Origin of the sequence: Streptomyces sp. NPDC059866, from assembly GCF_042731325.1 — a bacterium.
GTDB lineage: Bacteria > Actinomycetota > Actinomycetes > Streptomycetales > Streptomycetaceae > Streptomyces > Streptomyces flavusporus.
On the sequence record NZ_JBHWJT010000050.1, the window covers coordinates 1 to 25,700 of the forward strand.

Consider the following 25,700-nt stretch of genomic DNA (forward strand, 5'->3'; position numbering starts at 1 on the left):
GCGGTCGACCAGAACGCCCAACACCGTTCGGGGCGTTCGGCTGAGCATGAGTCCTGGCAACAGGACTCACTCCCGCTCAGTCTTTAGGAACGGTGTGCTCGACCACCGGCGTGATGACCACGAGCGCGCCGCCGGGCCGCAGCCGCTCACCCAGCCTGTGCAGCACGCGGCTGCGGTCCCGCAGGAACGGATACATCAGCCGGAGGGTGATCAGGTCGTAGCCGTCCTCGTGCAGCTCCGCCGGGTCGTCGCGCTCGATGTCCAGACGCAGCCAGCGCACGTGCTCGACGTCGGCGTGCTCGCCGCGGGCACGGTCCAGGGCGCTGTCGGCGAAGTCCGCGGCGTCCACCTCATACCCGAGGGAGGTGAGGAAGGCGGCCAACTCCCCGGTGCCGCAGCCCAGATCGAGTGCCCTGCCGCCGCCGTCGGGGACGGGGGTGTGCTCGGCGAGCAGTGCCCGCTCGCGCTCACCGAGCCTCCGGAACCCTTTGCCGTCGGCATAGTGCTGTTCCCACTGGTCGCGGGCGACGTACGTCAATGTGTTGCTCCTTCGTGCGGTGGGCGGTGTGGTGTTCAGGGGCGTTCTGCAGTGCGGAGGCGGGCCAGGGTGCGGCGCCCGCGTTCGACGACCTCCGGGTCGCCGTTGGCGGCGCCGTAGGAGATGCCGGAGACGGCATCCAGCACCGAGAGGATGGCGAGATGTTCTTCTTCGGCCGGGGCGAGGGGGCGGCCGTAGCCGTCCATCACGGCGTCGAACAGGTCCGGCCGCCCGCTCCAGGCATCGGACAGCCGCACGAAGTCGCGTACGGCCGCGCCTTCTTCACTGCGCTCGAAATCGATCACGTACAAGGTGCCGGTGGCGTCGTCCCAGCGCAGGTTCCGCGGCTGGAAATCGCCGTGCGTGGGCCGCTTCTCCAGGGCGGGCAGACTGGTGGCCTTCTCGGCCATCACGCGGATGAACCCCTCGTCGCCGGGGGCGAGGTGGGCGCGGGCCCCGGACAGATGCCGCTCCAGCTTGCCCAGAGGCAGGGTGCCGGTGTCTGGCCGGGCCGGGGCGCTGTGGTGGATGGCCGCCGCGAGCCGTCCGATCTGGTAGAAGATCCGCCGCTGTTGCTCGGGCGGGTGGACGGCGCCGTGCAGGGACCGGCCGCCCACCGCGGTGAGGACGACGGCCCGCAGCGACGCATCGGCGGCCACCAGGCGGGGCGCGGCCGTGCCGAGCCGGGGAACCCAGGTGCGGAGCGCGGTCACCTCCCGCTGGTGGAAGCGGTCGTTTTGGTGGACTTTGACGAACCAGGTTCCGCCCTCGGCGCCGCGGGCCTGCCACACCCGGCTTGCCTCCCGCGCCCAGGAGGCATCCGTCCAACGGGTGATCCGGCCGACCGCCCGCTCGGTGAAGGCGCGCACCGCGCCCTCGGGGGCGGCGTCGTCCGTACCGCTGCCGGGGACCAGGACCAGCCGGTCGGCGGCCGGGTCGTAGGCGATCGGATCGCCGGGTTCCTGGAAGTGCACTGCCATCCGGGCTCCGGCCCGGTAGGCGTCCAGGCCGGCCCGGCAGTAGGCGACCATCGGCTCAGGCTGGGCGTCGAGCGGGAACCAGCCCATGGCGTCACACACGTCCGGCTCCCTCACGTGCGGCGTGCCCTGCCAGTTCCGGACCTCGAAGAAGAACCCGACGCGCGCACCGCCGCCGGGGGAGCGGTGGTGCACGGTGACGGCCGCGAGAACATCCACAGGGTCGACGCGGACGCCGGTCTCCTCCCACGTCTCCCGGACGAGAGCGGCAACCACGTCCTCGGCCGGTCCGTCCAGGTGGCCGGATGGAAGATGCCAGCAGCCTGCCGCGTACACGGTGCCGGCCCGCCGGGACAGCAACACCTGCGGCCCGGCTTCGCTGTCGCGGATGGCGATCAGGTGCACGTCCAGCGGCTCGGTGTGCCGCTGCGCGCCGGTCATGCGGCACTGCCCGGGCGACGGGCGAGCAGCACGGTGAACACAGCGTCCTCCCTCAGAACACCGTCGCGGGCATACGTGTTGGGGCGGCGGCGAGGAGGCGGACGGTCGCATCCGGCAGGCCCGGCCGGTAGCGGGCGTAGTCGGCGGCCGCCGTGCCGAACAGGGCCTCTTCCGCGGGAGTGAGGCGGGGGAACGGCTCGTCGGGATAGGTCACCGTGCATCTCCGTGGTCGCGACTGGGAGCGGGAAGGGTCCAGGACAGGGCGCCGCAGACACTGGTCACCCGTTGGGTGCCGTCGGCACCGATCTGGAGCCGGTAGGTTTCAGGCGATCCGGCCGCCCGCCAGCGGGCGGCGACGTCCTGGATCTCCGACCAGATGTCGCGCGGTCCGGCGACGGTGACGTCCCAGCGGCGGTAGCCAGCCGGCCGCACCCGCATCCACGAACCGCACTCCGGTGCGCCGATCGTCAGGTCCTCGGCGCCGAAGTGACGGACCAGACCCTTGTGGTGGTGGTCCAGGGCCAGCCACATGCCCCGGGCGGTGTCCGCCGGGGGCTCCAGCCGGGTGCGCTGGGTCCAGTCGCCCGCCGAGGCGGCGATTCGGTCGCGGAACTCGCGGGACAGGAACAGCCGGTCGAAACCCCAGCCGCCGCGGTGCCCGAACTCCACCGCGGCCAGCGTGCCCTCCACCGTCCCCGACTCGGTCCTGGTGACCACGCCCAGGCCCGGCCAGGACGGCGAAGAGGTCCCCAGAGTCATCAGCGCGCGCCCGCCCGGCGCGAGCTGGTCCACCAGGGCCGTCGGGACCCGGGGCACGGCGAAGGACACGAAGATCCGGTCATGGGGCGCCGTGTCGGGCCATCCTGCGGTGCCGTCGCCGGTCGCGACGACGGGCCGGTAGCCGAGCTTCAACAGCCGGGCCCGCGCAGCCTCGCTGACGTGCCGGTCGACGTCGAGGGTGACGATCCGGTCGTGGCCGCAGACGAAGCACGCCACCGCGGCGGTCACGCCCGCGCCCGTTCCGACGTCCAGCACCTGCTGACCGGGCCGCAGGTCCAGCTGCTGGAGCAGGTCGGCGGTCATGCCCATCGTGCTCGACATCGCGGTCATGGCACCCCCGGAGCGCGAACGGGGCATCCGGCCGAGGATCGGCTCGCCGTCATGCTGGATCGCCACGCTGTCCCCGCTGTGGAGCAGACGCAGCAGCTCGTCCCGGTCGCCCGGCTGCGACCAGTCCAGCAGATCCCAGTACGGCGGTGTCTCGTCGGGCGCCGAGCGCCGCACGTACGCCTGCGGCATCAACACCTCGCGCGGCAGTGCCAGCAGGGCCTCACGCACCGGGCCGGGGCGCAGTTCGCTGCTGCCCTCGAGGCGGGCGACCATCGCCGCCCGGGCCGTCCCGGCCCCGGGGTCGTCGACGGCGGACTCCGGCGGCATGAGGGGGACTTCGTGCACGGTGGGGTCGGACACCAGGGCGAACTCCAGGGGGTTGGGCGGGGCGGGAGCAGCAGGAGGCCCGCCCGTCGCATTCGACAACTCGCTCACGTCATCGCCTCCCGGCGAGCGGTCCTGCCGGGCATCCTCGGTGCGTGCAGGGCTGGGCACGGCCGGCCGGGGTGCGAGCGGCGACCGCACAGGGGCACCGGACGGGCCGGGCGGGTCGGGCGGTGGGTCCGGCATCTGCCGCAGCGTGCGCAGCGGGGAGCAGGCGCAGCACCGGTTCAGTCGCCGCGGGCAGACAGGCCGCGAGAGCGTTCGTGGAGCGGGCCGCCCGGCCCCGCCGACTCGCGTCCACGACGCACGCGGTCACCCCGGTCACCAGCCCAATTCCGTGTAGGCGCGGCCTTCGGCGATACCGGCGATGGCCGCCCGGGTGTAGGGGACGATCGGCTCCGGCAATGCCTCCTGCGGCCACCACTGCCAGGCGAGGCACTTGTCGGGCTCGCGGACCTCCGGGACGCCCTTCCAGCGCCGGGCCCGGAACACCATCTGCACAAGCGGCCGTCCACCAGGGGCGTCCACGACGTGCACGACATGCAGCAGCTCCACATCCGCAGGGGCGATGACCAGCCCCGCTTCCTCCAGGGCTTCCCGCACCAGGCACGCGACCGCGGACTCCTGCTCGCAGCGCCCCGCCAGGAAATGCCAGGTGTTCCCTGCGTACTTGGCATCCGGGTGGCGCAGCCCGAGCAGCACCCGGCCGTCGCCGTCCTCCAGATGGAGGTGGACGCCGACGCCGTTCAGCACGGTCCGGCCGTCCCCTTCCCACACCGGCTGCCCGTCGACCGGCCGGCCGGCCCGGCCGTGCTGGGCTGCGTGCCGGTGAATCAGGTCTCGGGTCGACGGGTGCAGGCGCAGCCGGTCCAGCTGGTCGGGAGTGAACCAGTGCAGCAGTACCCCCTCCTGCAGCCGGAGACTGTCGGGGTTGCCGTGCCAGCGGCCCGCGAAGACCTGGACGGGCACGGAAAGGCCGTCGATGCTCGTGGCCTTCTCCACGGCGTACGGCTCCAGATCCGCCAGTCGCAGCCCGGGGACTTCCTCGGACAGCTCCCGCCGAAGAGTGTCCTCAAGGCAGTGGTCGCCCGCCTCCCGGCCGCCGCCGAGGAGCGCGAACGCCCCCGGCTCCCAGATGCCGGGCACATAGTCCCTCAGATGGAGCAGGTAGCGGCCCGCGCCGTCATGGATCAGCGCGGACGCGTTCACCGGCTCTGGCTGTCCGTCGAGCTGCACATCAAGGAGCTTGGCGCGCAACGTCGGTGAGGTGATGCCGGTGAACGGAAGCCACTCGGCGCCGGACACCTCCTGGTCCTGCAAGGTGATTACCGGTGGTTCCTCGCGGGCGAGATGGAACACGAAACGGAAGTCATAGTGCCGGTGGGCCGGCTCGCCCTTGGCGGGGCCGGCGTCGATGTCGTGGATGTCGATGTCGATCGGCTCGCCGAGGGCCTGCGGGGTCAGGCACAGGTCACCCGGCTGGATCCCGGCCTCCTCCGCCACCTCGCGCAGCGCCGCGGCGAGCAGGGTGCGGTCACCGGCCTCGACGTGGCCGCCCGGCACGAGCAGAAGGCCGCCGGTTGCCCGGTGCCGGATGTGCAGCACCCGGCGGTCGCGGTCGACGACGACCGCGCTGCAGGTGATGTGAGCGGGCAGCGTCGCGCGGCTGGTCGCATCGGCACTGCCGTCCAAAGCGGCCAGCAGCCCGGCCAGTGCGTCGCGCTCGCCGGGGTGGCGGGCGAGATACGTCTCGACGGTCCTGCGGATGGGGGAATGGCTGGGCGGCACGGACGTCACCTCACGGTCGGGGGGGTTGCTCGCACGGTCAGGGGGGAGATGTAGTCGCGGCGCGCGGAGCGGACCGCTCCCCATCCCTTGGGCAGGGCGATGGCCAGCAGCATCGGCAGCAGCGCCCAGTGCAGTGACGCCAGGACGACGGCGGCCGCCGCCATGCCGATGACGAGGTTCCCCACGCCCACCGAGAGCCGGAGCATGCTGCGGGCGGAGTCGGTGCCGAACTTGCCCGCCTCCAGCACCCGCTGGACGTCCGGCCGCTCGGTGGCCTCCACCTCGACGTGGGTGACGGCCGTGTAGTACCGCGCGGAGACCGCCCGCTCCACCTGCGGCTCCAGCCGCCCGGACATGGCCGTCGACCATGCCGACAGCAGCGCCGTCGCCACCGCCGCGACGGCCGGCATCACCAGCGATGGCAGAGCGTCACGGAGCTTGTCCGCGTTCGGGCCGTCGGCGAACAGCCGTGTGAGGACGCTGTTGACGGCCATCAGCCCTCCGCCGGCCGTCACACCTTGGCCGAGCCGGGCCACCACGACCCCGGCCGGCGCCCGCGGGTCCGTCTGCCAGCCCGTGCGCAACACCATGCCCACCATGCGCGGCAGCGCGGCTGCCATCCGCCCGAACCCCAGCCGTGTCAGCGGGCCCTCATGGTGCCCGTAGGACCGGTCATACCGGAGCCGGCCCCCGTACAGCTCGTACTCGGCGTCCGAGATCCCGTCGGCCGCTGCCGTGGTCCGAATGCCCGGCTTCCCCTTGCGGCGTGGTCCGAACGATGTCAACGTCGCTCCCCCTCTATGACGCTCGCGGCTGTGTCGTCTGGCTCAACGACCGCCGCCCGGTTTCGAACACATGTCTTTCGGACGGTCTGTGAACCCCGGTAGTGAGCGGTTCACGGCAGGTGTGCAGTGCACGGACCCTTGCCCCGCAAGAGGCCGCTGGTGAGCACTGGTTGGCCGAAACGCCGATGGCCGGGCAACGACGGTTCCGCCGTTCCGCCGGCCGGCAACGCATCCGGGCGTCCATGCACAGCGGTGATGCGGTGCTGCGGACAGTGGCCATCTCGAACTTCACGGGGGAGAACCGTCGGCCGTTGACCTGGATCGCGAGTGAGTGCGTTCCGGGCCGGATCGTGTGGTTCGTCGAGGAGATGACGTAGCACACGTGGAGCCTCGCCGTATCCGTCGCCGAGAGACCAGGGGAGAAGGCCAGGACGTCGCCGTCGCGCAGTTCGGTGGTCTCCGGGTGAAGCGGCGAGATGGATCCGGGGAGCCGGGGCGTGTGGGCTCGCTCGCCAGGCGGCGCACCCGGTAGTCGGAGTCGCGGGCCCAGGCGTCGACGGCCTTGAGCGTCTCCTCGAGGCGAATGCCTCGGATCACGCACGCAGCGCTCCTCGTAAGTCCAGCACGATCGCGGAGAGCGACCGGTCCGGCAAGCCGAACACCGGGCTGCGCCCGTGCCCGCCCGCCACCGCGCGTACGGCTCGGGACACGTCATGGTGGCGGAGCCTGTGCGAGGGCTTACGGCGTCCAGGGCTCGGCGTCGCGCCGGCCACTGATGTGGTAAGGGAAAGGGCCGCGGAGAGTGGTGCCTCCGCGGCCCTCGGCTGTGTGCGTGTGCCGGTCAGTGGCTGCCGGCGAGTTCGCCGCTGAGCGTCTTGTGGATCCGGGCGCTGGGCTCGTTCAGCCCGATGATCTCGACGGTCTTGCCGCGCTGGGCGTACTTGGTCTCGATGGCGTCGAGGGCGGCGACGGAGGAGGCGTCCCAGATATGGGCGGCGGACAGGTCGATGACGACCTTGGCGGGGTCGGTGGCGTAGTCGAACTGGCCGACGAGGTCGTTGGAGGAGGCGAAGAACAGTTCGCCGGTGACCCGGTAGACGACGGTGGTGCCGTCGGGGTCGGTGACGGCGGTGACCTCGGCGAGGTGGGCGACGCGCTTGGCGAAGATGACCATCGCGGTGATCGAACCGACGACGACGCCGATGGCGAGGTTGTGGGTGGCGACCACACAGGCGACGGTGACCACCATGACGGTGATCTCCCCGGCCGGCATCCGCTTCAGCGTCTTCGGGGCGATGGAGTGCCAGTCGAAGGTGGCCACCGACACCATGACCATCACGGCGACGAGCGCGGCCATGGGGATGTCGGAGACGACCGGCCCGAAGACGATGCACAGCACCATCAGGAACGCACCCGCCAGGAACGTCGACAGCCGGGTACGGGCACCGGAGACCCGCACGTTGATCATCGTCTGGCCGATCATCGCGCAGCCGCCCATGCCGCCGAAGAAGCCGGTGATGATGTTGGCGACGCCCTGCCCGACGGACTCACGGGTCTTGGAGGAGTGGGTGTCGGTGATGTCGTCGACCAGCTTGGCCGTCATCAGCGACTCCATCAGACCGACCAGAGCCATGGCGAGCGCGTACGGGGCGACGGTGGTCAGGGTGTCCAGGGTGAACGGCACGTCCGGCAGGCCCGGCACGGGGAGGGAGGACGGCAGGGCGCCTTTGTCGCCCACGGTCGGCACCGCGATCCCGGCCGCGACCGTGAGGACGGTGAGGATGGTGATGGACACCAGCGGCGCCGGGATCACCGTGGTGACCTTGGGGAAGAACACCATCAGCGCCAGCCCGGCCGCGATCAGCGGATAGACGGCCCACGGCACGTCCGTCATCTCCGGCACCTGCGCCATGAAGATGAGGACGGCGAGGGAGTTGACGAAGCCGACCATCACCGAGCGCGGTACGAATCTCATCAGCTTGGCGACGCCGAGCGCGCCGAGGATGATCTGGAAGACGCCGGCGAGGATGACCGCCGCGACGAGGTAGCCGAAGCCGTGCTCGCGATTCAGTGGGGCGATGACCAGGGCGACGGCACCGGTGGCCGCGGAGATCATGGCCGGTCGGCCGCCGACGATCGCGATGGTCACGGCCATCGTGAACGAGGCGAACAGGCCCACCGCCGGGTCGACCCCGGCGATGATCGAGAACGAGATCGCCTCGGGGATCAGCGCCAGGGCGACCACAAGACCGGCCAGCACCTCGGTGCGCAGCACCTTCGGACCGGACAGCCAGGACGGACGCCGGGAACCGCGCATCCACGCGGCGGGGGACAGTGCGGAGGAGGACAAGACGTAAGGAACCTGTCGTGCTCGGGCACACCCGGCATCACTGCGGGTGCGCAGGAAGGCGTGGAAGGCCGGGGCGGCCGGCCACCGAGTCCGCGAGCGGCGGACCGAAGTCAGTGGGCAGCAGTGAAGCGATCCGTGAGGGAACCGGGCGCTGCTGGGGGGGCGAAGGGTCACGGCGGGCAGGCAGCGGCGCCGGGCATCATGGGCATGCGCACGCTCTCTCCTGCGGACTACGGTCTTCGCCGGGGGCGTCGTCGGCCCCGACACGGCTGATGGGCACGGGACGGCATCCCGCACCATGGGAACGGGCACGGCAGGCAGCCGACCCAGGACCAGGGCGACTCTACCCTAACGTTAGAGTAGAGATTGGCGGCGGCCGTTCGCGGCCGTGGCGAGAGACGAGGAAGGCACCCGGCGTGAGCAGCGAGCACATGCAGATCGGCGAGGTCGCCGCACGGACCGAGCTGTCGCTGCGCACGATCCGGCACTACGAGGAGACCGGCCTCGTCCTCCCCTCCGCCCGCTCCCAGGGCGGCTTCCGCCTCTACACCGAGGCCGATGTCGCCCGACTGATGGTCATCCGCCGTATGAAGCCGCTCGGCTTCACCTTGGACGAAATGGGTTCCCTGCTGGAGGCCACCGACCGCCTCGACTCGGGCGAAGAACTGCCGTCCGAGGAACGCGAGGAACTGCTGGACCGGATCCGCGGTTTCGAGCAGGCCGCCCAGCAGCGGGTCGAGGACCTGCGCATCCAACTGTCCCGAGCGGAGGAGTTCGCGGCAACGTTGGCGGAGCGCCTCACCTGGACTCCCACGCCCTGAAACAGCCGCCACAGCGACCGAGTAGGTGTCCAGCGAGGCAGCGCGCCCCTACGATGCCAGGCAGCCCGCTCCGGCGAATTCCCCATGCCACCGGGGCGCGCTGTGTCTGCACGGTGATGCGCCCGCGGGCCAGGCGGAGCAAGCCGCGGTCGGTGAACTCGCGCAGAACCTTGGTACAGGTCTCGCGGGAGGTACCGGCCGGCGCCGCGAGCTGCTGGTGGGTGAGGGCGATCTGGGGGTGGCGGGCACCCGGCCGGAGTTTGCCGGCGGGTGTGTCGATGCGGGTGGCGAGGGTTGTCAGCGTGGTGGCGACGCGCTGGGGGACGGACTTGAAGATGCTGCCGTACAGCCGTTGTTCGAGGTCGGCGAGGCGGCGGCCGCGGATCTCACGATGGGTGCGCGCGTCGAATCCGTCGAACTGCAGGTAGACGGTGACCGACGTGGCCGGCACACGGTTGCGCGCACCGAGCTCGGCGACGAGCGCCGGTCGGTGGCGAGGCGGATGCCGTGTTGAGGGTGACGTTCTTGATCGGGCGGGCCTGAGCCAGGTCGATGAAGTCCAGGATGTGCTTGTGGATGGCGATCTCTCCGCCGGAGAACATCACCGCCTCCGCCTCGCCCTCGGACTCCCTGAAGACATCGAGCGTATGACAGCGACGGGCCGGCTCCCTGGAAGGAGACCGGCCCGTCGACGCATCCGACTGGGGAGGCTCAGCCCTGGCGGGCCTTGAAACGGGGATCCTTGCGGTTGATGACGAAGGTCACGCCCCGACGGCGCACCACCTGGGCGCCGGGCTTGGCCTTGAGCGAGCGCAAAGACTTGCGCACCTTCATGGATGTCCTTTCGTTGGGCCCGCTGGCTCCGGACGCGCTGAGCGGTGGCCCGGAGCCGCATGGCCGTCATGCCGTGTGGAACGGGTGGCTCGCCGAGGAGATCTCGACGTCGACCAACGGGTAGGCGTTGCCGTCCTGCCGCTCGAGCGCCCGCGGCGAGTCGGCGGTCGGGCCGATGAGGAACACCTCGCCCGCGGCCCGGTCGCGGAAGACGACCGGGCGGGAGACGGGATGGACACCCGGACTCATGAGATGTCCTTTCTCGGGGCCCTCCGCCGATCGGCGCAGGCCGTTGGTCCTACCTCTCCTCGCGGAAGAGAACGTGCTGCCCGGCCACCGGGTCGTACTTGCGCAGAACCAGCCGGTCAGGGTGGTTCAGACGGTTCTTGCGCGTCACATAGGTGACACCGGTCCCGGCCGCCGACCTCAGCCGGACGACGGGACGCGCGGTGCTGCGTGCCACGAGGCTCTCCTTTCACCGACCGACAGGCACTACCTTGATCAGTGCATGCCAGTCAGGTTGTAGAACAGCGGGCCGTGCCGGGACATTCCCCGACCGACGGAAGCGGCGCTCACCTGCGGGTCATCGCGCGCAACCCGGCGCGGGCCGCGCCTGAGGTCGGGCCGGCGTCCCGCGCCTGTGGCGGGATGTCGCCGGCAGGTCGTGCGCGGATCTACCTTTGATCTTGCGCGGTGCTCCGTCCTTCAGGGCGGAGGTGAGGCGCATCCTCAGCTTCCCGGCGCGGAGCGCCGGGGTATCGCTGCGTAGCAGGAGAGCTCACACGGGGTGCTGCTGGTTCTCGATGTACTGGCGCACGACGGTCAGGGGTGCCCCGCCGCAGCTTCCGGCGAAGTAGGAGCCGGACCAGAAGTGCCCACCCCACAGGAAGCGGCGCACGTGGAGGTCGTACTCCTTGCGCAGCAGCCGGGCGGAGACGCCCTTGAGGGAGTTGACCAGCTTGGACAGCTGGACCTTGGGCGGGTAGTGCACGAGCAGGTGCACGTGACCGTCCTCGCCGTTGAACTGCTTCAGCTCGGCCTCGAAGTCCTCGCACACCTCCCGCATGATCTCCTCGCACCGGCTGAGCATGGCGTCGGTGAGCACGCCGCGCCGGTATTTGGTGACGAACACCAAATGGACATGCAGGTGGTAGACGACGTGACGGCCCGTGCGCACATCGGGATTTGGATTCCAGCGCGGCGACATAAACCAAATGCTGCAGTGATCACGTGACCACGCACCGTGCACAGGAGAAGCGGCAGTTCGGGCACCGTGCCCGGCTGGCGCTGAGCCCTGCGCAGGTTCGGCTCGTCGATGCGCAGGCCCATGCCGCCCGTACCACGTGGAATCTGCTGCACGACCTGTGGATCATGACGCCGAAGTGCCAGCGGTCCCTCACGCGCATGGACGCGGCGATTCGCCAGGCCCGCAAGGACATCGACTGGCTTGCCGTCCTCCCGGCCCAGGCCGCCCAGGCCGTTTTGAAGACCTACTTCCAGGCGTGGAGGAACTGCTGGGACGCTCGCGCCGACGCGCCGGCTTCAAGGCCCGCATCCGGTCCGTGATGAGCGTGGACATCCCCCAGGGGCGCGACCTGCAGATCACGCGGGTGCACCGCCGCTGGGGCATGGTCAACATCCCCAAGGTCGGCCGCGTCCGCTTCCGCTGGACCAAGGACCTGCCGGTCGGCAAGAACGCCAGCGCCGACAACCGGATCACCGGCGCCCGTCTCATCAAGGATGCCCTCGGCTGGCACATCGCCTTCCGCATCCAGACCCTCGAAGCCGCACCCGAGCCGCACACCGGCCCCGAGGTGGGCATCGACATGGGCGTCACCGTCCGATGGCTCTCTCCGGCGGGTCCGCCAAGACCCACGGAGCATGGCTGACCGAGAAGGAACAGGCCAAGCTGCTCCGGCTGGAGCAGCGCGCCGCGCACCGCAAGAGCTTCCGCAAGCGGGGAGAGCGCACCTCGAACCGGCTGAAGCGGACCTACGACCAGATCGCAAGCCTCCGTGCGACAGCCACGCGCAGGGCGAGCAACTGGCAGCACCAGACCACCACCGAGATCGCCCGCAGCTACGGCGTGATCGTGGTGGAAGACCTGGCCATCACGAACATGACCAAGAGCGCCAGGGGAACCGCCCGGAACCCGGGAAAGAACGTCGCGCAGAAGTCCGGCCTCAACCGCGCCATCAGCGGCGAGGCATGGGGCCGGACCGTCACCTGCTGACGTACAAGGCCGCCCGCCACGGCGGCACCCTCCACAAGGTCCCCGCCCCCGGCACCTCCAGGCGCTGCTCCGCCTGCGGCTTCACCACACCCGGCAGCCGCGAGTCCCAGGCCGTGTTCGTGTGCAAGAACCCAGGCTGCGGCTGGTCGGGCAACGCCGACCACAACGCAGCCCGGAACATCTTGCACCTGTACCGGACGGGCCTCGCGCTCGCCCCGGCTGCCGGAAGGGCAGTCGTCAGGCGCCCACGAGGCGTCAAGCCCGCCACCACAAGGTAGGAGGGAATCTCCCGCCCTCAGCCGGGAGAGCACTTCAAGCCTGGCAGAGCAGCGACTTGGCAACGGGCACCTGGACGCCGCTCGATCAGCGCGACTACACGCAGCCGGTGAACTCCAAGCACGGCACCATCCACCCCATCACCGCCACCGAGTACGACAATCTCGTGACCCGCTGGGGTGCTCCGGCCTGGCACCGCATCAAGTGCTACAACCAGCCGGCCCGTTACGTCCGCCATGCCGGCTTCGCGGCGCGCATCGACACGTATCCGTTCGACCCGTACACCGACGCGCAGTGGAGGCTTGTGCCGGGCCTCGCCGACTCGTCCGGGGTGTCCTTCCAGTCGGTCAACTACCCGACCCGCTACCTGCGGCACTACAGCTACGCACTGCGGCTGGACGTCAATGACGGGACGGCGTCCTTCGCGCAGGACGCCACGTTCCACCGGACGGCGGGGCTGGCGAACTCGTCCTGGTCGTCGTTCCGCTCCCACAACTTCCCCGACAGATACATCAGGCACTACGACTACGCCCTGCGCATCGATCCCGTGTCCACCGCGACCGACCGGGCCGACGCCACTTTCGCCGTCGGGTACTGACCACGCCGGAGACCCTCCCGTCGCTTTCGTCAGCTGCTGGAACGAACTGTTCCTGTTGGTGACGCTGATGAACAGCGACAGCAACAAGACCGTCCCCACGACCCTGAACGGCTTCATCTCCGGCTTCAACGTCGACCGGGGCTCGATGTCCGCGGCCGCCGTGCTGACCATCCTGCCCACGATGGTGCCGTCCGCCTTCGCCAGTCGTCACCTCGTCCAGGGACTCACGTCCGGCGCGGTGAAGGGGTGAGGGGCACACCTGCCCGATGCCTGTTGTGCAGCGCTGCTGTATCCGATCGGTAACTTTTGAGGTGAGGTGAACGGGGGAGCCCGTGGACACGTACAAGCGACTGAAGGTGATCACAGCGCCCGTAGTGGCCAGGTCACCCAACAGCTGTCTCTGTGGAGCTCAGGAGCAACGGTGGACACCTCGAAGCTGACCCGTCACCAACCTCTGGCCCTCGGGCTGTTTCGTGTCGTGATCGGATTTCTCTTCGCCTGTCAAGGGGCGGCGACCGTGTTCGGCTTGCTGGGCCGCAAGGCGACCGACGCGGGTGAATGGCCCTACTGGTACGCCGGGCTGATCGAGCTGGTCTGTGGGGTGCTCGTCATGGTCGGCATGGGTACGCGTTCCGCTGCCTTCCTGAGCTCGGGCGCCATGGCCTACGCCTACTTCACCGTCCACCAGAAGGATGGACTGTTCCCGTTGCAGAACGGCGGCGAGAGCCCGGCTCTGTACTGCTGGGCCTTTCTTCTGCTCGTCTTCACAGGGCCTGGAGCCCTGTCGGTGAGCGGTCTGCTCCGCGCTCGTCGCCCCGCAGATGCCCCACAGCCCAGCCCTTCGTCCGCCTGACTCCGCGTGCACGCGGGAGTGCCCACATGGGGCGCCCCGCCGCAACCGACGCATGTTCTTCCACGTCCCACACGACGTGACTGCCACCTCAGCCGACCCGACCACACAGGTGTGGCCGTACTGCGTGCACGGCTCCGGGGCGGACGGCGCCGGCTGTCGTGGCCGTATCGTCGAGCCGCACACCGTCTGCCTGGCCCATCTCACCGACGCCGACCGCTCCGCCTACCTCGCCGGGTTGCAGCCCGGCGCTGACCTCGATCACCGTGGTACGTCGTTCACCGAAGAACTGCTGAGCGAACTGCTCGCCGCACTCACAGACCCTGCAACGGACGAGCCCCACTTGGGCAACGCCGTGTTCGACACGGCGCGGTTCAGCGGCGACGCCCACTTCGACGGGGCGAAGATCAGCGGGAACGCGTCGTTCTGTGAGACAGAGATCGTCGGTAACGCCTGGTTCTACGGGACGGAAATCGGCGGCGACGCCAGGTTCGACGACGCGGAGATCGGCGGCAACGCCTGGTTTGTCAGTGCCAGGATCAGCGGTGACGCCGACTTCTACCGGGTGCACGTCGGCGGTGACGCGCTGTTCCAGAAGGCGCAGATCGCCGGTGAAACCCACGTCGTTGCGACGGAGATCGGCGGCGACGCCTGGTTCGACGACATGGAGTTCGGCGGCGACCTCTGGCTCTCCGCTGCGACGATCCGGGGGAGTGCATCGTTGGCCGGGGCGACGTTCAACGGCAACGTCTTCTTCCACAGCACGGTGTTCGAGCGCACCGCCCAGGTGGGTCCGCTGGTGTGTGCCGGGACGCTGGATGTGTCGGAGGCGGTGTTCCACGGTGCCGTGACCATCGAGGCGTCGACAGCGGCCCTGCAGTGCACGCGGACACGGTGGGCTTCCACCGCCGCGCTGCGGCTGCGCCACACGGCTGTGGATCTGAGCGACGCGGTCCTGGAGTACCCGGTGAGCATCGCCGCCCGTGCCCGACCCTTCATCGTGAACGGTCTGGAGATGCCCGAACCCGATTCGACGGATCTTCCGGTGCAGGTCGTATCACTGCGGGGAGTGGACGCGGCTCACCTGGTCCTTACCGACGTCGACCTGACCGACTGCCTCTTCGTCGGGACCATCCACCTCGACCAGTTGCGGCTGGAGGGCCGGTGCCTGTTGGCCCCCACCCCCTCCGGGCTGCGACGGCGCGGCGTGTGGCCGGTGCGCTGCACGCCGCGCCAGACGCTGGCCGAAGAACACCACTGGCGTGCCACCCGTACCCGCGGCGCGGATGGCTGGGTCCCTGCGCCCGAGGGGGAGGCGGTGCTGGATCCGGCCGCGCTGGCACCGGTGTACCGGCAGCTGCGCAAGGCCTTCGAGGACGGCAAGGACGAGCCGGGGGCGGCCGACTTCTACTACGGCGAGATGGAGATGCGCCGTCACGACCCCGGCACTCCGCGCGCCGAGCGGGCCCTGATCGCCGCGTACTGGGCTCTGTCCGGCTACGGGCTGCGGGCCTCCCGTGCCCTGGGCTGGCTGCTGGCGACCATGACCGCCACTGTGCTGGCGATGATGCTGTGGGGCCTCCCGCAGGACGACCCGAAACCGCAGAGCACCGGCACTCTCACCGGCCGCACCATCGCCATGACCACAGACACCCCCGATCCGGCCAATCCCCATGGGCCGTATGCACAGCGGATGTCGACCGTGCGGTTCGAGAAGTCCATGCGGGTGGTGATCAACTCGGTGGTCTTCCGCTCCTCCGGCCAGGACCTGACCACGGCGGGCACGTACACGGAGATGGCCTCCCGTCTGGTGGAGCCGGCCCTGCTCGGCCTTGCCGTCCTTGCTGTGCGCAGCAGGGTGAAACGGTAGTCGGCGACCGCTGCACCGACTCTGGGCGCTGGGTCCGGGCCACCGTGGTCGGTGTCACCTGGCGAGATGGGGCGCTCACGATGCAAGAAGGTGCACGGCGCCTTCATACCTCGTCTCCCTGGCAACGAATACCTGGCAAGCAGGACGGTCGGCCGCCGCCAGCCCAGGGAGTGCGTATGACGGGACACCAGCTCGAGGTGATGGGCACCGCGGCCGTCCCGGGGAGGGAAGAGACGCTCGCCCGGCTGCTCGCGGACGTCGCCAAGCTCGATGAGGTGCCGCTCGACAGCCATTTCTTCAACGATCTGGGGGCCGACTCCCTGGTCATGGCGCACTTCTGCGCGCGTGTCAGGAAGCGGCCCGACCTGCCGTCGGTGTCGATGCGCGACATCTACCGGTATCCCACCATCAGCGCGCTGTCGGCGGCGATGGTGGACGGCGCACCTCAGGGCACGGCTCCGGGTGCGCCGCCGGTTCCCGCCCCCGACACCCGGCCACGGCCACCGGCGGAACCGACGGGCCGTCCCCACTACGTGCTCTGCGGCCTCCTGCAAGTGCTGTGCTATCTCGGCTACGCCTGCCTCCTCGCCGTCGTCACCGCCCGCGGCTACGACTGGATCTCGGGCGGGAGCGGCCTGCTGCAGGCCTACCTGAGGTCCGTTGTGTCCGGCGCCGTCCTGCTGGTGGTCCTGTGCGCTCTGCCCGTGATCGTGAAGTGGCTGCTGATCGGCCGGTGGAAACCGCAGCGGATTCGCGTCTGGAGTCTGCTCTACGTCCGCTTCTGGCTGGTCAAGACGCTGATCCGGTCGAGTCCGGTCCTGCTGCTCGCCGGGTCGCCGCTGTACCCGCTGTACCTCAGAGCCCTGGGCGCCCGGATCGGACGGGGGGTGACCTTCCTCTCGCGCAATGTGCCTGTCTGCACCGACCTGTTGACGATCGGCGACGGCACGGTGGTCCGCAAGGACTCGCTGATCAACTGCTACCGCGCCCACGACGGTGTGATCGAGACGGGTCCGGTCACCCTGGGCCGGGACGCGGTCGTCAGTGAGGCGACGGTGCTGGACATCGGCAGCCGCCTCGGCGACGCATCCCAGCTGGGCCACGCCTCCTCGTTGCAGACCGGTCAGGAGGTCCCGGACGGCGAGCACTGGCACGGGTCGCCGGCCCAGCCCACGGACGCCGAATTCCAGCCGGTGGAGCCCGCCCGCTGCGGCACCCTGCGGCGAGCGGTCCACGGAGTCCTGCTGCTGTCGGCCGCGGTGCTGGTGTACGTGCCGCTGGCGGTGGGCTGCCTTGACGTGCTGCTCTCCCGCATCCTGGAGGGAGACACGGCGCTGGAGCCGGTGCAGACGTCCCCGGCCGGCTGGGCCTTCTACGTGGACGTGCTGGTGGTCACGGCCGTGATCTTTGCTTGCGCCGTGCCCGCCGCCCTCGTCGTCCTGGCCACCGTCCCGCGGCTGCTCGCCCGGTTCGTCACTCCGGGCCGGACGTATCCGCTGTTCGGCTTCCACCATGCCGTGCACCGGGCGATCCTCCTGCTGACCAACAGCAGGTTCCTCACCCGCCTGTTCGGTGACAGCACGTGCATCGTGCACTACCTGCGCTGGATCGGTTACGACCTGTCCCGCGTGGAGCAGACCGGGTCGAACTTCGGCACCCGGGTCAAGCACGAGAGCCCGTTCATGAGCGCGATCGGCACGGGCACCATGGTCGCCGACGGCCTCTCCCTGATGAACGCCGACTACTCCAGCACGTCCTTCCGCCTGTCGCGGACCGCGATCGGAGCGCACAACTTCCTCGGGAACCGGGTCGCCTACCCCACGCGCGGCAGGACCGGTGACAACTGCCTCCTGGCGACCAAGGTGATGGTCCCCGTCGACGGCCCGGTCCGGCACGACGTGGGACTGCTGGGGTCTCCCTGTTTCGAGATCCCACGGTCGGTGATGCGGGACAGCACCTTCGACGAGCTGACGAACGGGAACGGGCTGCGCCGCCGCCTGGCGGCCAAGAACCGGCACAACGCCGTCACCATGGCGTGGTTCCTGTTCGCGGGATGGCTGTACTTCTTCTGCATCACCCTGCTCTTCGCGTGCGCCGCGAGTCTCTACCCGCAGTGGGGCACGGCAGCCATCGCGCTCGCCAACGCCCTCGCACTGCCGTTCACCGTCCTGTACTTCATCCTGGTCGAGCGGGCCGTGACGGCACTGCACCCTCCGGGACCGCTGTTCTGCTCGATCTACGACCGCCGCTTCTGGCGGCGTGAGCGGTACTGGAAAGTTCCCTCGGAGACGTATGTGCAGGTCCTCAACGGCACGCCGTTCAAGGGATTCGCGTGGCGCCTGCTGGGCGCAAGCGTCGGCACCAGGCTGTTCGACGACGGACTCAGCGTGACCGAACGCGGGATGGTCACGATCGGGGACAGCTGCACGTTCAACGCGGGAAGCGTCGTCCAGCCCCACTCGCAGGAGGACGCCACGTTCAAATCGGACCGCAGCGTGATCGGCTCCGGCTGCACCCTCGGCGTCGGAGCGTTCGTGCACTACGGCGTGCAGGTCGGTGACGGTGCCGTGCTGGCGGCGGACTCCTTCCTGATGAAGGGCGAGGTGGTCCCCGAGCGTGCTCGCTGGGCGGGGAATCCGGCTCGTCCCGCCCTCGACGGCGACGGCGACGGAGGTGAGGGGTGATGGCGAGGGCGACGGCACCGACCGACGACCGAACCCACGGCGGCGACGCACGGTCCGGCGGGGGACCCACGGCCGACGTCGCCGCACAGGCCGGGGACGCCGCGTCCGCCGTCGGCGGCACACCGGCCGAGGGCGGCTTCACAGCCGTACCGCGCTGGACCCGTGCCCCGGTGCCCGGCACCGCCGAGCATGTCACGCCCGTCCCCGCAGCGGTGACGACGGCCCTGCACCGGCGGGCCCGGGAACTCGGCGTGCCGCTCACGGCGGTGTTCCTGGCCGCGCACGCCAAGGTGCTCGCCACACTCTCCGGCGACCCCGTCGTCCGCACCGGCTACCTGTCCACGGCGGGCACCACGCCCCTGACCGTCCAGTTGACCGTCGGGCCCGGTACCTGGCGCCAACTGCTGCTGGCATCCCACCGGGCCGAATCGGAGCTGCTGTCGTCCCGGACCGGCTCGTCGGCCGACGCGCCGCCGCGCACGGGCGGGACCGCACCCCGCCCCGAGGCCGTGTACGACCCGACCGGACGCGGGCCCGCGGGCGAGAACGGCACCGTTCTCATGGTGACGGCGGCGGAGCAGGACGGCCGCCGCGTCGTGCGCCTGCGCCACCGGACCGATCTGCTGGACGCGGACTGCGCGGCCCGGATCGCCGGATACCACCTCGCCGCACTCGAACAGATCGCCGCCGACCCGGACGCCCCGCACCACCGGCACAGTCTGCTGTCGGCCGAGGAGATCCGGTTCCAGATCGACGGACTCGCCGGTCCGCGCCGGGAACTGCCCGACCGGCGCTGCCACGAACTGTTCGAAGAGCGCGTGCGCAGCCACCCGGACGCCGTCGCCGCCGTGCACCGCGACCGGCAGTGGACGTACGGCGAACTGAACGTACGGGCCAACCGGCTGGCCCGTGCCCTGCTGGCGCAGGGGCTGCGCCCCGAGGACACGGTCGCGGTGGTGACCGGGCGCGACCTGAACTGGCTGGCCGGCGTGCTCGCCGTCTTCAAGGCAGGCGGCGCCTACCTCCCCGTCGACCCGCACTACCCGCCCGGGCGCATGACCACCATGCTCACCCGCGCCGCCTGCCGGTTCGTGCTCACCGAGCCGGGCGCCACCACGAACCTGGACCGGGCGCTGGACGTGCTGCCCGGCACCCGTACGCTGCTCGTCCCGGACATCACCGAGCGGGCCACCGACGGAACCGACCCGGGAATCGAGGTGCCGGCCGACCGGCTCGCGTACGTGTTCTTCACCTCCGGCTCCACAGGTGAGCCCAAGGGCGCGATGTGCGAGCACGCGGGCCTGCTCAACCACCTGTACGCCAAGATCGACGACCTGGACATCGGCGCGGGCACGGTCGTGGCGCAGACCGCCTCGCAGTGCTTCGACATCTCGCTGTGGCAGCTGCTCGCCGGCCTGCTGACCGGCGGCCGGACCCTGCTCGTCGAACAGGACGCGATCCTCGACGCCGACCGGTTCCTCGACACGATCGTCGAGCGCCGGGTCAACGTCCTCCAGGTCGTGCCCTCGTACCTCGACGTCATCCTCTCCGCCCTCGAACGCGCCCCGCGCGACCTGCCGGACCTGCGCTGTGTGTCGGTCACGGGAGAGGCGCTCAAGAGCGAGTTGGCCCAGCGATGGTTCACCGTCGGGCCCGGGATCCGGCTGGTCAACGCCTACGGACTGACCGAGACGTCCGACGACACCAACCACGAGGTGATGGACCGCGCGCCCGCCGCCGACCGGGTCCCGCTCGGCCGGCCCGTGAACAACGTGCGCGTCTATGTCGTCGACGACAACCTGGTGCCGGTGCCGCTCGGCGCCCCCGGTGCCATCGTCTTCTCCGGTGTCTGCGTCGGCCGCGGGTACGTCAACGACGCCGAGCGCACGCGGCTCGCCTATCTGGACGATCCGTACCGTCCGGGGCAACGGCTCTACCGGGGAGGCGACTTCGGCCGCTGGCTGCCCGACGGGAAGCTCGAGTACCTCGGCCGCAGGGACGCGCAGGTGAAGATCCGCGGGTTCCGCGTCGAGATCGGCGAGATCGAGAACACACTGCTCCGGGTCCCCGGCGTCCGCGACGGCGCGGTGGTGGTGACGGGGGAGGGGCACGGCAGGCAACTGGCCGCCTTCTACACGAGCGGGGAGACCCTGACCACCGAGGACGTCCGTGAGCGGCTCGGCGACCTGCTTCCCGAATACATGGTCCCGGCCGCCTTCCACCAGGTGGCGCGCCTGCCGCTGACGGCCAACGGCAAGACCGACACGAAGGCGCTCGCGGCGCTGGCGGAGGAACTCGGCACGGCCGGCGACGCCTACCAGGCACCCAGGACGCCGACCGAACAGCGGCTGGCGGAGAAGTTCGCGACGGTCCTCGGCATGCCGTCCGACCGCATCGGCCGGGGCGACAGCTTCTTCGACCTGGGCGGCACCTCCCTGTCGGCCGTCCGGCTCGCGGTATCCCTGGACCGCCTGATCTCTCTGCGTGACCTCACCCGCCATCCGGTGCTGGCCGAGCTGGCCCGTCTCATCGACACCCGGACATCGGGCCCGCCCCGAACGGGCGCCGGGGCCCGGGGGGTCCTGCGGCCTCTGCTGACCCCTGACGGCCCCCTGCTGGCCGCCCTGATCTGCTTCCCCGACACAGGCCGGACCGGCGCGGAATTCCTGCCGCTGGCCGAAGCACTGCGCGGCAGCGACAACGGCAGAAGACTGACGGTCCACATCGCCGCGCAGCCGGACGCGGCACGGGTCGCCGCGGAGACCAGCCGGCTCGGCGCGCCCGGCATCCTGCTGTGGGGCGACGGCTCGGGCGCGGGGCCGGCCGTGGAAGCGGCCCGGACCCTGCAGCAGCGCGGGGTACCGGTCCGTGGCGTGTTCCTCTCCGTGCGGTCCCCCTTCGGCCCTCTGCATGACGCGGAGCGGCTGACAGCCCCCGTCACCGTGCTGGTCGCCGCCGACACGCCCGGTGACGTCGAAGCCGGCAGCGAGGCAGGCGAGACGGCGATGGCCCGCCGGGCGCCCGGCGACTGGCGTTTCCTGGCCGAGCGCGTCGAGGTGCGGGACGTACCCGGCGGCGGCCACCACTTCCTGCGCACCCGCCCGGCGGAGGCCGCCGAGACCCTGGTCCGAGCCGCCTTCCCGCAGGCCGAGCCGTGAATCCGCGCATCCCGAGGAGAACCCATGCTGTCCGCACTGTTCCGCAAGCACCCGGCCCCCGCCGCGCCGCCTCCGACCGCCGGGAGCACCACGCCTGCGGCCCCCGGCGAGCCGCCGTTCCTCCAGGCCGAGGCCGCCTCGGACGCGGCGGCCTGGGTGGCCGTCCGGCACGACCGACTGCGCGACCTCCTCGTCGAACACGGCGCTGTCACGGTCCGGGGCCTCGGTCTGCGCACTCCGGCCGACGTCGAGTCGGTCCTCCACCAGGTGGCCGACCGTCCGGCGACCGAGCGGGAGGCGTTCGCCGCCCGCGACCGCCACGCGGAGGGCGTCTACTCGTCGTCGGCGTGGCCGCCCAACCAGCCCATGTGCATGCACCACGAGCTCAGTTACGCGCTGGAGTTCCCCGGCCTGATGCTGTTCGCGTGCCTTCAGCCGTCCACCGCGGGCGGTGCCACCGCCGTGGCCGACTCGGCCGCCGTGCTGCAGACGCTGCCGGCCAAACTCGTCGACCGGTTCGAGCGGGAAGGCTGGCTGCTCACCCGCACCTACACCAACGAGATCGGTGCCACGCTGAGCCAGTCCTTCGGCACCGAGGACCGCGACGCCATCGAGGCGTACTGCCGGGCCAACGCCATCGACTGGTCCTGGCAGCCGGACGGCTCGCTGCGCACCCGGCAGCACCGACGCGCCGTGGTGCGGCACCCGGTCTCCGGCCGGCGCTGCTGGTTCAACCAGATCGCGTTCCTCAACGAGTGGACGATGGCGCCCGAAGTACGGGAGTTCCTCGTCGAGGAGTACGGCCCCGACGACCTTCCCTTCAACACCCGCTACGGCAACGGCGACCCCGTGTCCCGGGACGTCGTCGAGCAGATCAACAACGCCTACGACGCGCACACCGTACGCCGGGCCTGGCACTCCGGAGACCTGATGCTCGTGGACAACATCCGCACCGCGCACAGCCGGGACGCCTACGAAGGGCCGCGGAACGTGGTGGTCGCCATGGCGGACCCGGTACGTATGGACCACCCCACGGCATCGACCGGGAGGACAGCGGCATGATCACCGTGCGCCCCGCCCCCGGGAAAACGGCCCGGGCCGACGTACCGGCCGTACCGTCCTTTGCCGTCATCCCCGGGGCCCAGGTCAAGAGCGTGCTCGACGGACGTGAGAAGGCTGTGGTGGAGGTCGTCGAGGCGACGTACCGCCTGCACGGGGCAGGCCGTACGGTCAACCCTCCGTCCTCCTTCCTGCGCTTCCCCGACCGGCCGTCGTCGCGGATCATCGCCCTGCCCGCCTCGCTCGGCGGCGAGAGCCGGGTGGACGGCCTGAAGTGGATCTCCAGTTTTCCCGCCAACGTCGAGTCGGGCATCCCCAGGGCGTCGGCCGTGCTCATCCTCAACGACCCGGTCACGGGCTACCCGTTCGCGTGTCTGGAGAGCTCGATCATCAGCGCCGCCAGGACCGCCGCCTCCGCCGCTTCGGCGGCCGACCGGCTCAGCAGGGGACGACCGCGCCCCGCCCGTCTGGGGTTCGTCGGGGCCGGTCTGATCGCCCGGTACATCCACACGTACCTGGAGGGCACCGGCTGGTCCTTCGACGCCATCGGCGTGCACGACGTGTCCGCCGACAGCGCGGCGGGATTCCGGACGTACCTGGAGCAGTCAGGAGCCGTCGGACGCGTCACTGTGCACGGCAGCGCGCGGGAGCTGATCCGCCACAGCGACCTGATCGTCTTCGCCACCGTCGCCGACCGGCCGCACATCGACGAGCCGTCGTGGTTCCGCCACAACCCGGTGGTGCTGCACGTGTCACTGCGCGACCTCGCGCCGCAGGTGCTGCTGTCGGCCACCAATGTCGTCGACGACATCGACCACTGCCTCAGGGCCGCCACCTCACCGCACCTCACGGAAAGCCTCACCGGCAACCGCCACTTCCTGCTCGGCACGCTGGACGACGTGATGGCCGGCCGGGTGACGGTGCCGGCCGACCGGCCGGTGGTGTTCTCGCCGTTCGGCCTCGGCGTGCTCGACCTCGCGGTCGGCAAGTTCGTCTACGAGGAGGTGGCACGCTCCGGCGAACTGCGGATCATCGACAACTTCTTCCATGAACTGCGCCGGTACGGCTGAGGACGGCTCACCACCCGCCTTTCGCCGGTGTTCCGGTCACGGACTCGGAGGCCATCGTGCCCGTCATATCCGTTCCCCAGGCCTTCAACGAGGAGGATCTGTACATCGACCTGGAGCCGATGTTCGGACACCGGCTGTTCCTCAAGTGCGAGGGGTTCAACTTCGCCGGTTCGATCAAACTGAAAGCCGCGACCGAGATGGTGGAGTCCGCCGAGCGGAGCGGCATCCTGACACAGGACTCGATCCTGGTGGAGTCCTCGTCGGGCAATCTCGGTGTGGCCCTGAGCGTGATTGCGGCGAGCAAGGGCTACCGCTTTGTCTGTGTGACGGACTCCCGCTGCAATCTCACCACCCGGCAGATGATGGAAGCCCTCGGCAGCCAGGTGCACGTCGTCTCCCACGAACACGCCACCGGCGGCCTCCTGGGAGCGCGGCTGGAGTACGTACGCAGCCTGTGCGCCGCGGACGACCGCTATGTGTGGCTCAGCCAGTACACCAACCCCGACAACTGGAAGGCGCACTACTTCAGGACGGCTCCGGCCATCGCCCGCATCTTCCCGCAGCTGGACGTGCTGTTCATCGGGGTCGGCACCACCGGCACCCTGATGGGGTGCGCACGCTGGTTCCGGTCCTGGAACCGGCCGGTGCGCATCGTCGCCGTGGACAGCGTCGGCTCCGCCATCTTCGGCGACCCGCCAGGCCGCCGAATGATCCCCGGCCTGGGCATGAGCGTCCGGCCGCCGCTGCTCGACGAGGCGTACGTGGACGAAGCGGTGCGTGTCGAGGAGGCCGACACCATCCGTGCCTGCCGGAACCTGGCGAAGCGGGGCTTCCTCTTCGGCGGGTCGACCGGCACGGTGGTCAGCGGGGCGATGAGCTGGCTGGCCCGGCACGAGACCCGAAGCCTCACGCCGGTGGCGATCGCCCCGGACCTCGGCGAGCGCTACCTCGACACGATCTACCAGACCAACTGGGTGCAAGCCCTCTACGGTGACCAGGTCTTCGTCCCGAATGCGTCACCCGACCACGGTGCCGCGGCCCGCGAGTCGAGCACGGCGAACGGCCGGGCTCTCTGACAGACATCCGCTCACCTGCCGTGAAAGACGTGCGGCGAAAGGCGGCCGAACCCGTGCTCCCCAGGCACCCGGCCGAGGAACCGGCGGGGGCAGCCCCGCATCCGGTGCTGCTGCCGGAGCTGCTTGTCCCCGCCGTCTGGGCCCGGTCGCTGACGCCACCCCGCTCCGGCCGGCCGCCGCGACTGTGGCTGGCGCGGGTGGAGGTCTTGCGCGACGTCGTTGCCCCGCTTGCCGAATCGGTGCTGGACAGCGGCGAAAAGGCGAGAGCGGCGGCGCTCCGGTCGGCGGCGGACCGGGACGGTTACCGGGTCGCGCACATCGGGCTGCGGCTGCTCCTCGGCGCCTACCTCGGCATCGAGCCCGCGAACGTGCCGCTGGTGCGACAGCCGTGCCCCATGTGCCAGGCCCCGCACGGCCGGCCCGCCGTGCCCGGCGCCGACCTCTGCTTCTCCCTCTCCCGGAGCGGCGGGCTCTGCCTCCTCGCCTTCGCGGCCACCGCGGTCGGCGCGGACATCGAGCAGCTGCCCGCTTCCGACGTCGTCGACGACGTCGGTGCCCTGCTGCATCGCCGGGAGGCCGCCGAGCTTGCCGCCTGTCCGCCGGAGCGGCGTCCCGCTGCCTTCGCCCGTGCATGGACCCGGAAGGAGGCCTACCTGAAAGGTCTCGGCCCCGGACTCGGACGCGACCTCCGCCTCGACCACCTCAGCACCTCATCGCACGCACCCAGCCGTGTGCCGGGCTGGGCGATCCATGACGTCGCGGCCGGTCCGGGTCACGCGGCTGCCGTCGCGGTCGCTG

Annotated in this window: 21 protein-coding genes and 4 pseudogenes; 13 read left to right on the forward strand and 12 right to left on the reverse strand. The window is 70.6% G+C overall.

The window, feature by feature from the left end; genetic code table 11:
• Window positions 1-76: 76 nt before the first annotated feature.
• From ACFV7R_RS41665 to ACFV7R_RS41690, 6 genes are all read right to left on the reverse strand, one after another.
• On the reverse strand, window positions 77-538 hold the full coding sequence (locus ACFV7R_RS41665; RefSeq protein ID WP_385274312.1) for a class I SAM-dependent methyltransferase: 462 nt from the start codon (window positions 536-538) through the stop codon (window positions 77-79).
• Between the two features lie 35 nt (window positions 539-573).
• Entirely contained in the window at window positions 574-1,956 is a 1,383-nt protein-coding gene (locus ACFV7R_RS41670; protein ID WP_385274315.1) for a phosphotransferase, read from the reverse strand.
• Between the two features lie 52 nt (window positions 1,957-2,008).
• Complete coding sequence (locus ACFV7R_RS41675) at window positions 2,009-2,170, reverse strand: hypothetical protein (protein WP_385274318.1); 162 nt, start codon at window positions 2,168-2,170, stop codon at window positions 2,009-2,011.
• A complete protein-coding gene (locus ACFV7R_RS41680) occupies window positions 2,167-3,501 on the reverse strand; it encodes a protein-L-isoaspartate O-methyltransferase (RefSeq protein WP_385274321.1) in 1,335 nt (444 codons plus the stop codon). Before ACFV7R_RS41680 ends, ACFV7R_RS41675 begins: the two co-directional genes overlap by 4 nt.
• 270 nt (window positions 3,502-3,771) lie before the next feature.
• Entirely contained in the window at window positions 3,772-5,238 is a 1,467-nt protein-coding gene (locus ACFV7R_RS41685) for an NUDIX domain-containing protein (protein WP_385274324.1), read from the reverse strand.
• Window positions 5,239-5,243: 5 nt separating this feature from the next.
• Complete coding sequence (locus tag ACFV7R_RS41690) at window positions 5,244-6,023, reverse strand: hypothetical protein (protein WP_385274327.1); 780 nt, start codon at window positions 6,021-6,023, stop codon at window positions 5,244-5,246.
• Between the two features lie 242 nt (window positions 6,024-6,265).
• On the opposite strand from ACFV7R_RS41690, the gene ACFV7R_RS41695 reads away from it, so the two are divergent.
• Window positions 6,266-6,400 (forward strand): hypothetical protein, encoded by a 135-nt coding sequence (locus ACFV7R_RS41695; protein WP_385274330.1) that lies wholly within the window; start codon window positions 6,266-6,268, stop codon window positions 6,398-6,400.
• Window positions 6,401-6,864: 464 nt separating this feature from the next.
• Here ACFV7R_RS41695 and ACFV7R_RS41700 read toward each other — a convergent pair whose 3' ends face one another.
• Complete coding sequence (locus ACFV7R_RS41700; protein WP_385274333.1) at window positions 6,865-8,373, reverse strand: SulP family inorganic anion transporter; 1,509 nt, start codon at window positions 8,371-8,373, stop codon at window positions 6,865-6,867.
• A gap of 416 nt (window positions 8,374-8,789) precedes the next feature.
• On the opposite strand from ACFV7R_RS41700, the gene ACFV7R_RS41705 reads away from it, so the two are divergent.
• Window positions 8,790-9,194, forward strand: a complete 405-nt coding sequence (locus ACFV7R_RS41705; protein ID WP_385274336.1) for a MerR family transcriptional regulator — start codon at window positions 8,790-8,792, stop codon at window positions 9,192-9,194.
• Here ACFV7R_RS41705 and ACFV7R_RS41710 read toward each other — a convergent pair.
• The 5 genes and pseudogenes from ACFV7R_RS41710 to tnpA form a co-directional block, all read right to left on the reverse strand.
• Window positions 9,172-9,645 carry a helix-turn-helix domain-containing protein gene (locus ACFV7R_RS41710; RefSeq protein WP_385274339.1) on the reverse strand — a complete coding sequence of 158 codons (474 nt, stop codon included), beginning with the start codon at window positions 9,643-9,645 and terminating at the stop codon, window positions 9,172-9,174. The genes ACFV7R_RS41705 and ACFV7R_RS41710 overlap by 23 nt on opposite strands.
• Before the next feature lie 260 nt (window positions 9,646-9,905).
• On the reverse strand, window positions 9,906-10,028 hold the full coding sequence (gene ykgO, locus ACFV7R_RS41715; protein WP_385274343.1) for a type B 50S ribosomal protein L36: 123 nt from the start codon (window positions 10,026-10,028) through the stop codon (window positions 9,906-9,908).
• Window positions 10,029-10,100: 72 nt separating this feature from the next.
• Window positions 10,101-10,277: pseudogene (locus ACFV7R_RS41720) on the reverse strand (50S ribosomal protein L31); the annotation flags it as partial.
• A gap of 49 nt (window positions 10,278-10,326) precedes the next feature.
• Window positions 10,327-10,491, reverse strand: coding sequence for a 50S ribosomal protein L33 (gene rpmG, locus ACFV7R_RS41725; RefSeq protein ID WP_129798097.1), 165 nt, complete (start codon window positions 10,489-10,491; stop codon window positions 10,327-10,329).
• 315 nt (window positions 10,492-10,806) lie between these two features.
• Window positions 10,807-11,235, reverse strand: a complete 429-nt coding sequence (gene tnpA / locus ACFV7R_RS41730) for an IS200/IS605 family transposase (protein WP_385274347.1) — start codon at window positions 11,233-11,235, stop codon at window positions 10,807-10,809.
• A gap of 164 nt (window positions 11,236-11,399) precedes the next feature.
• On the opposite strand from tnpA, the pseudogene ACFV7R_RS41735 reads away from it, so the two are divergent.
• From ACFV7R_RS41735 to ACFV7R_RS41785, 11 genes and pseudogenes are all read left to right on the forward strand, one after another.
• Window positions 11,400-12,539: pseudogene (locus ACFV7R_RS41735) on the forward strand (RNA-guided endonuclease InsQ/TnpB family protein).
• A gap of 38 nt (window positions 12,540-12,577) precedes the next feature.
• Window positions 12,578-13,135, forward strand: a pseudogene (locus ACFV7R_RS41740) (AbfB domain-containing protein); the annotation flags it as partial.
• A 67-nt stretch (window positions 13,136-13,202) separates the two neighbouring features.
• Entirely contained in the window at window positions 13,203-13,385 is a 183-nt protein-coding gene (locus ACFV7R_RS41745) for a hypothetical protein (protein ID WP_385274350.1), read from the forward strand.
• Window positions 13,386-13,556: 171 nt separating this feature from the next.
• Entirely contained in the window at window positions 13,557-13,988 is a 432-nt protein-coding gene (locus tag ACFV7R_RS41750) for a DoxX family protein (protein ID WP_385274352.1), read from the forward strand.
• A gap of 76 nt (window positions 13,989-14,064) precedes the next feature.
• Window positions 14,065-15,855 carry a pentapeptide repeat-containing protein gene (locus ACFV7R_RS41755; RefSeq protein WP_385274355.1) on the forward strand — a complete coding sequence of 597 codons (1,791 nt, stop codon included), beginning with the start codon at window positions 14,065-14,067 and terminating at the stop codon, window positions 15,853-15,855.
• Window positions 15,856-16,031: 176 nt separating this feature from the next.
• Window positions 16,032-18,539 carry a Pls/PosA family non-ribosomal peptide synthetase gene (locus tag ACFV7R_RS41760; protein ID WP_385274357.1) on the forward strand — a complete coding sequence of 836 codons (2,508 nt, stop codon included), beginning with the start codon at window positions 16,032-16,034 and terminating at the stop codon, window positions 18,537-18,539.
• Window positions 18,539-21,697: an amino acid adenylation domain-containing protein gene (locus ACFV7R_RS41765; protein WP_385274360.1), complete on the forward strand. Its 3,159-nt coding sequence runs from the start codon at window positions 18,539-18,541 to the stop codon at window positions 21,695-21,697. The genes ACFV7R_RS41760 and ACFV7R_RS41765 overlap by 1 nt, the downstream gene beginning before the upstream one ends.
• 24 nt (window positions 21,698-21,721) lie before the next feature.
• Window positions 21,722-22,759, forward strand: coding sequence for a TauD/TfdA family dioxygenase (locus tag ACFV7R_RS41770; RefSeq protein ID WP_385274363.1), 1,038 nt, complete (start codon window positions 21,722-21,724; stop codon window positions 22,757-22,759).
• Complete coding sequence (sbnB, locus tag ACFV7R_RS41775; protein WP_385274366.1) at window positions 22,756-23,826, forward strand: 2,3-diaminopropionate biosynthesis protein SbnB; 1,071 nt, start codon at window positions 22,756-22,758, stop codon at window positions 23,824-23,826. The genes ACFV7R_RS41770 and sbnB overlap by 4 nt, the downstream gene beginning before the upstream one ends.
• A 56-nt stretch (window positions 23,827-23,882) precedes the next feature.
• A complete protein-coding gene (gene sbnA / locus ACFV7R_RS41780; RefSeq protein WP_385274369.1) occupies window positions 23,883-24,902 on the forward strand; it encodes a 2,3-diaminopropionate biosynthesis protein SbnA in 1,020 nt (339 codons plus the stop codon).
• Between the two features lie 395 nt (window positions 24,903-25,297).
• Window positions 25,298-25,603 (forward strand): annotated as a pseudogene (locus tag ACFV7R_RS41785) (4'-phosphopantetheinyl transferase family protein); the annotation flags it as partial.
• Window positions 25,604-25,700 lie beyond the last annotated feature (97 nt).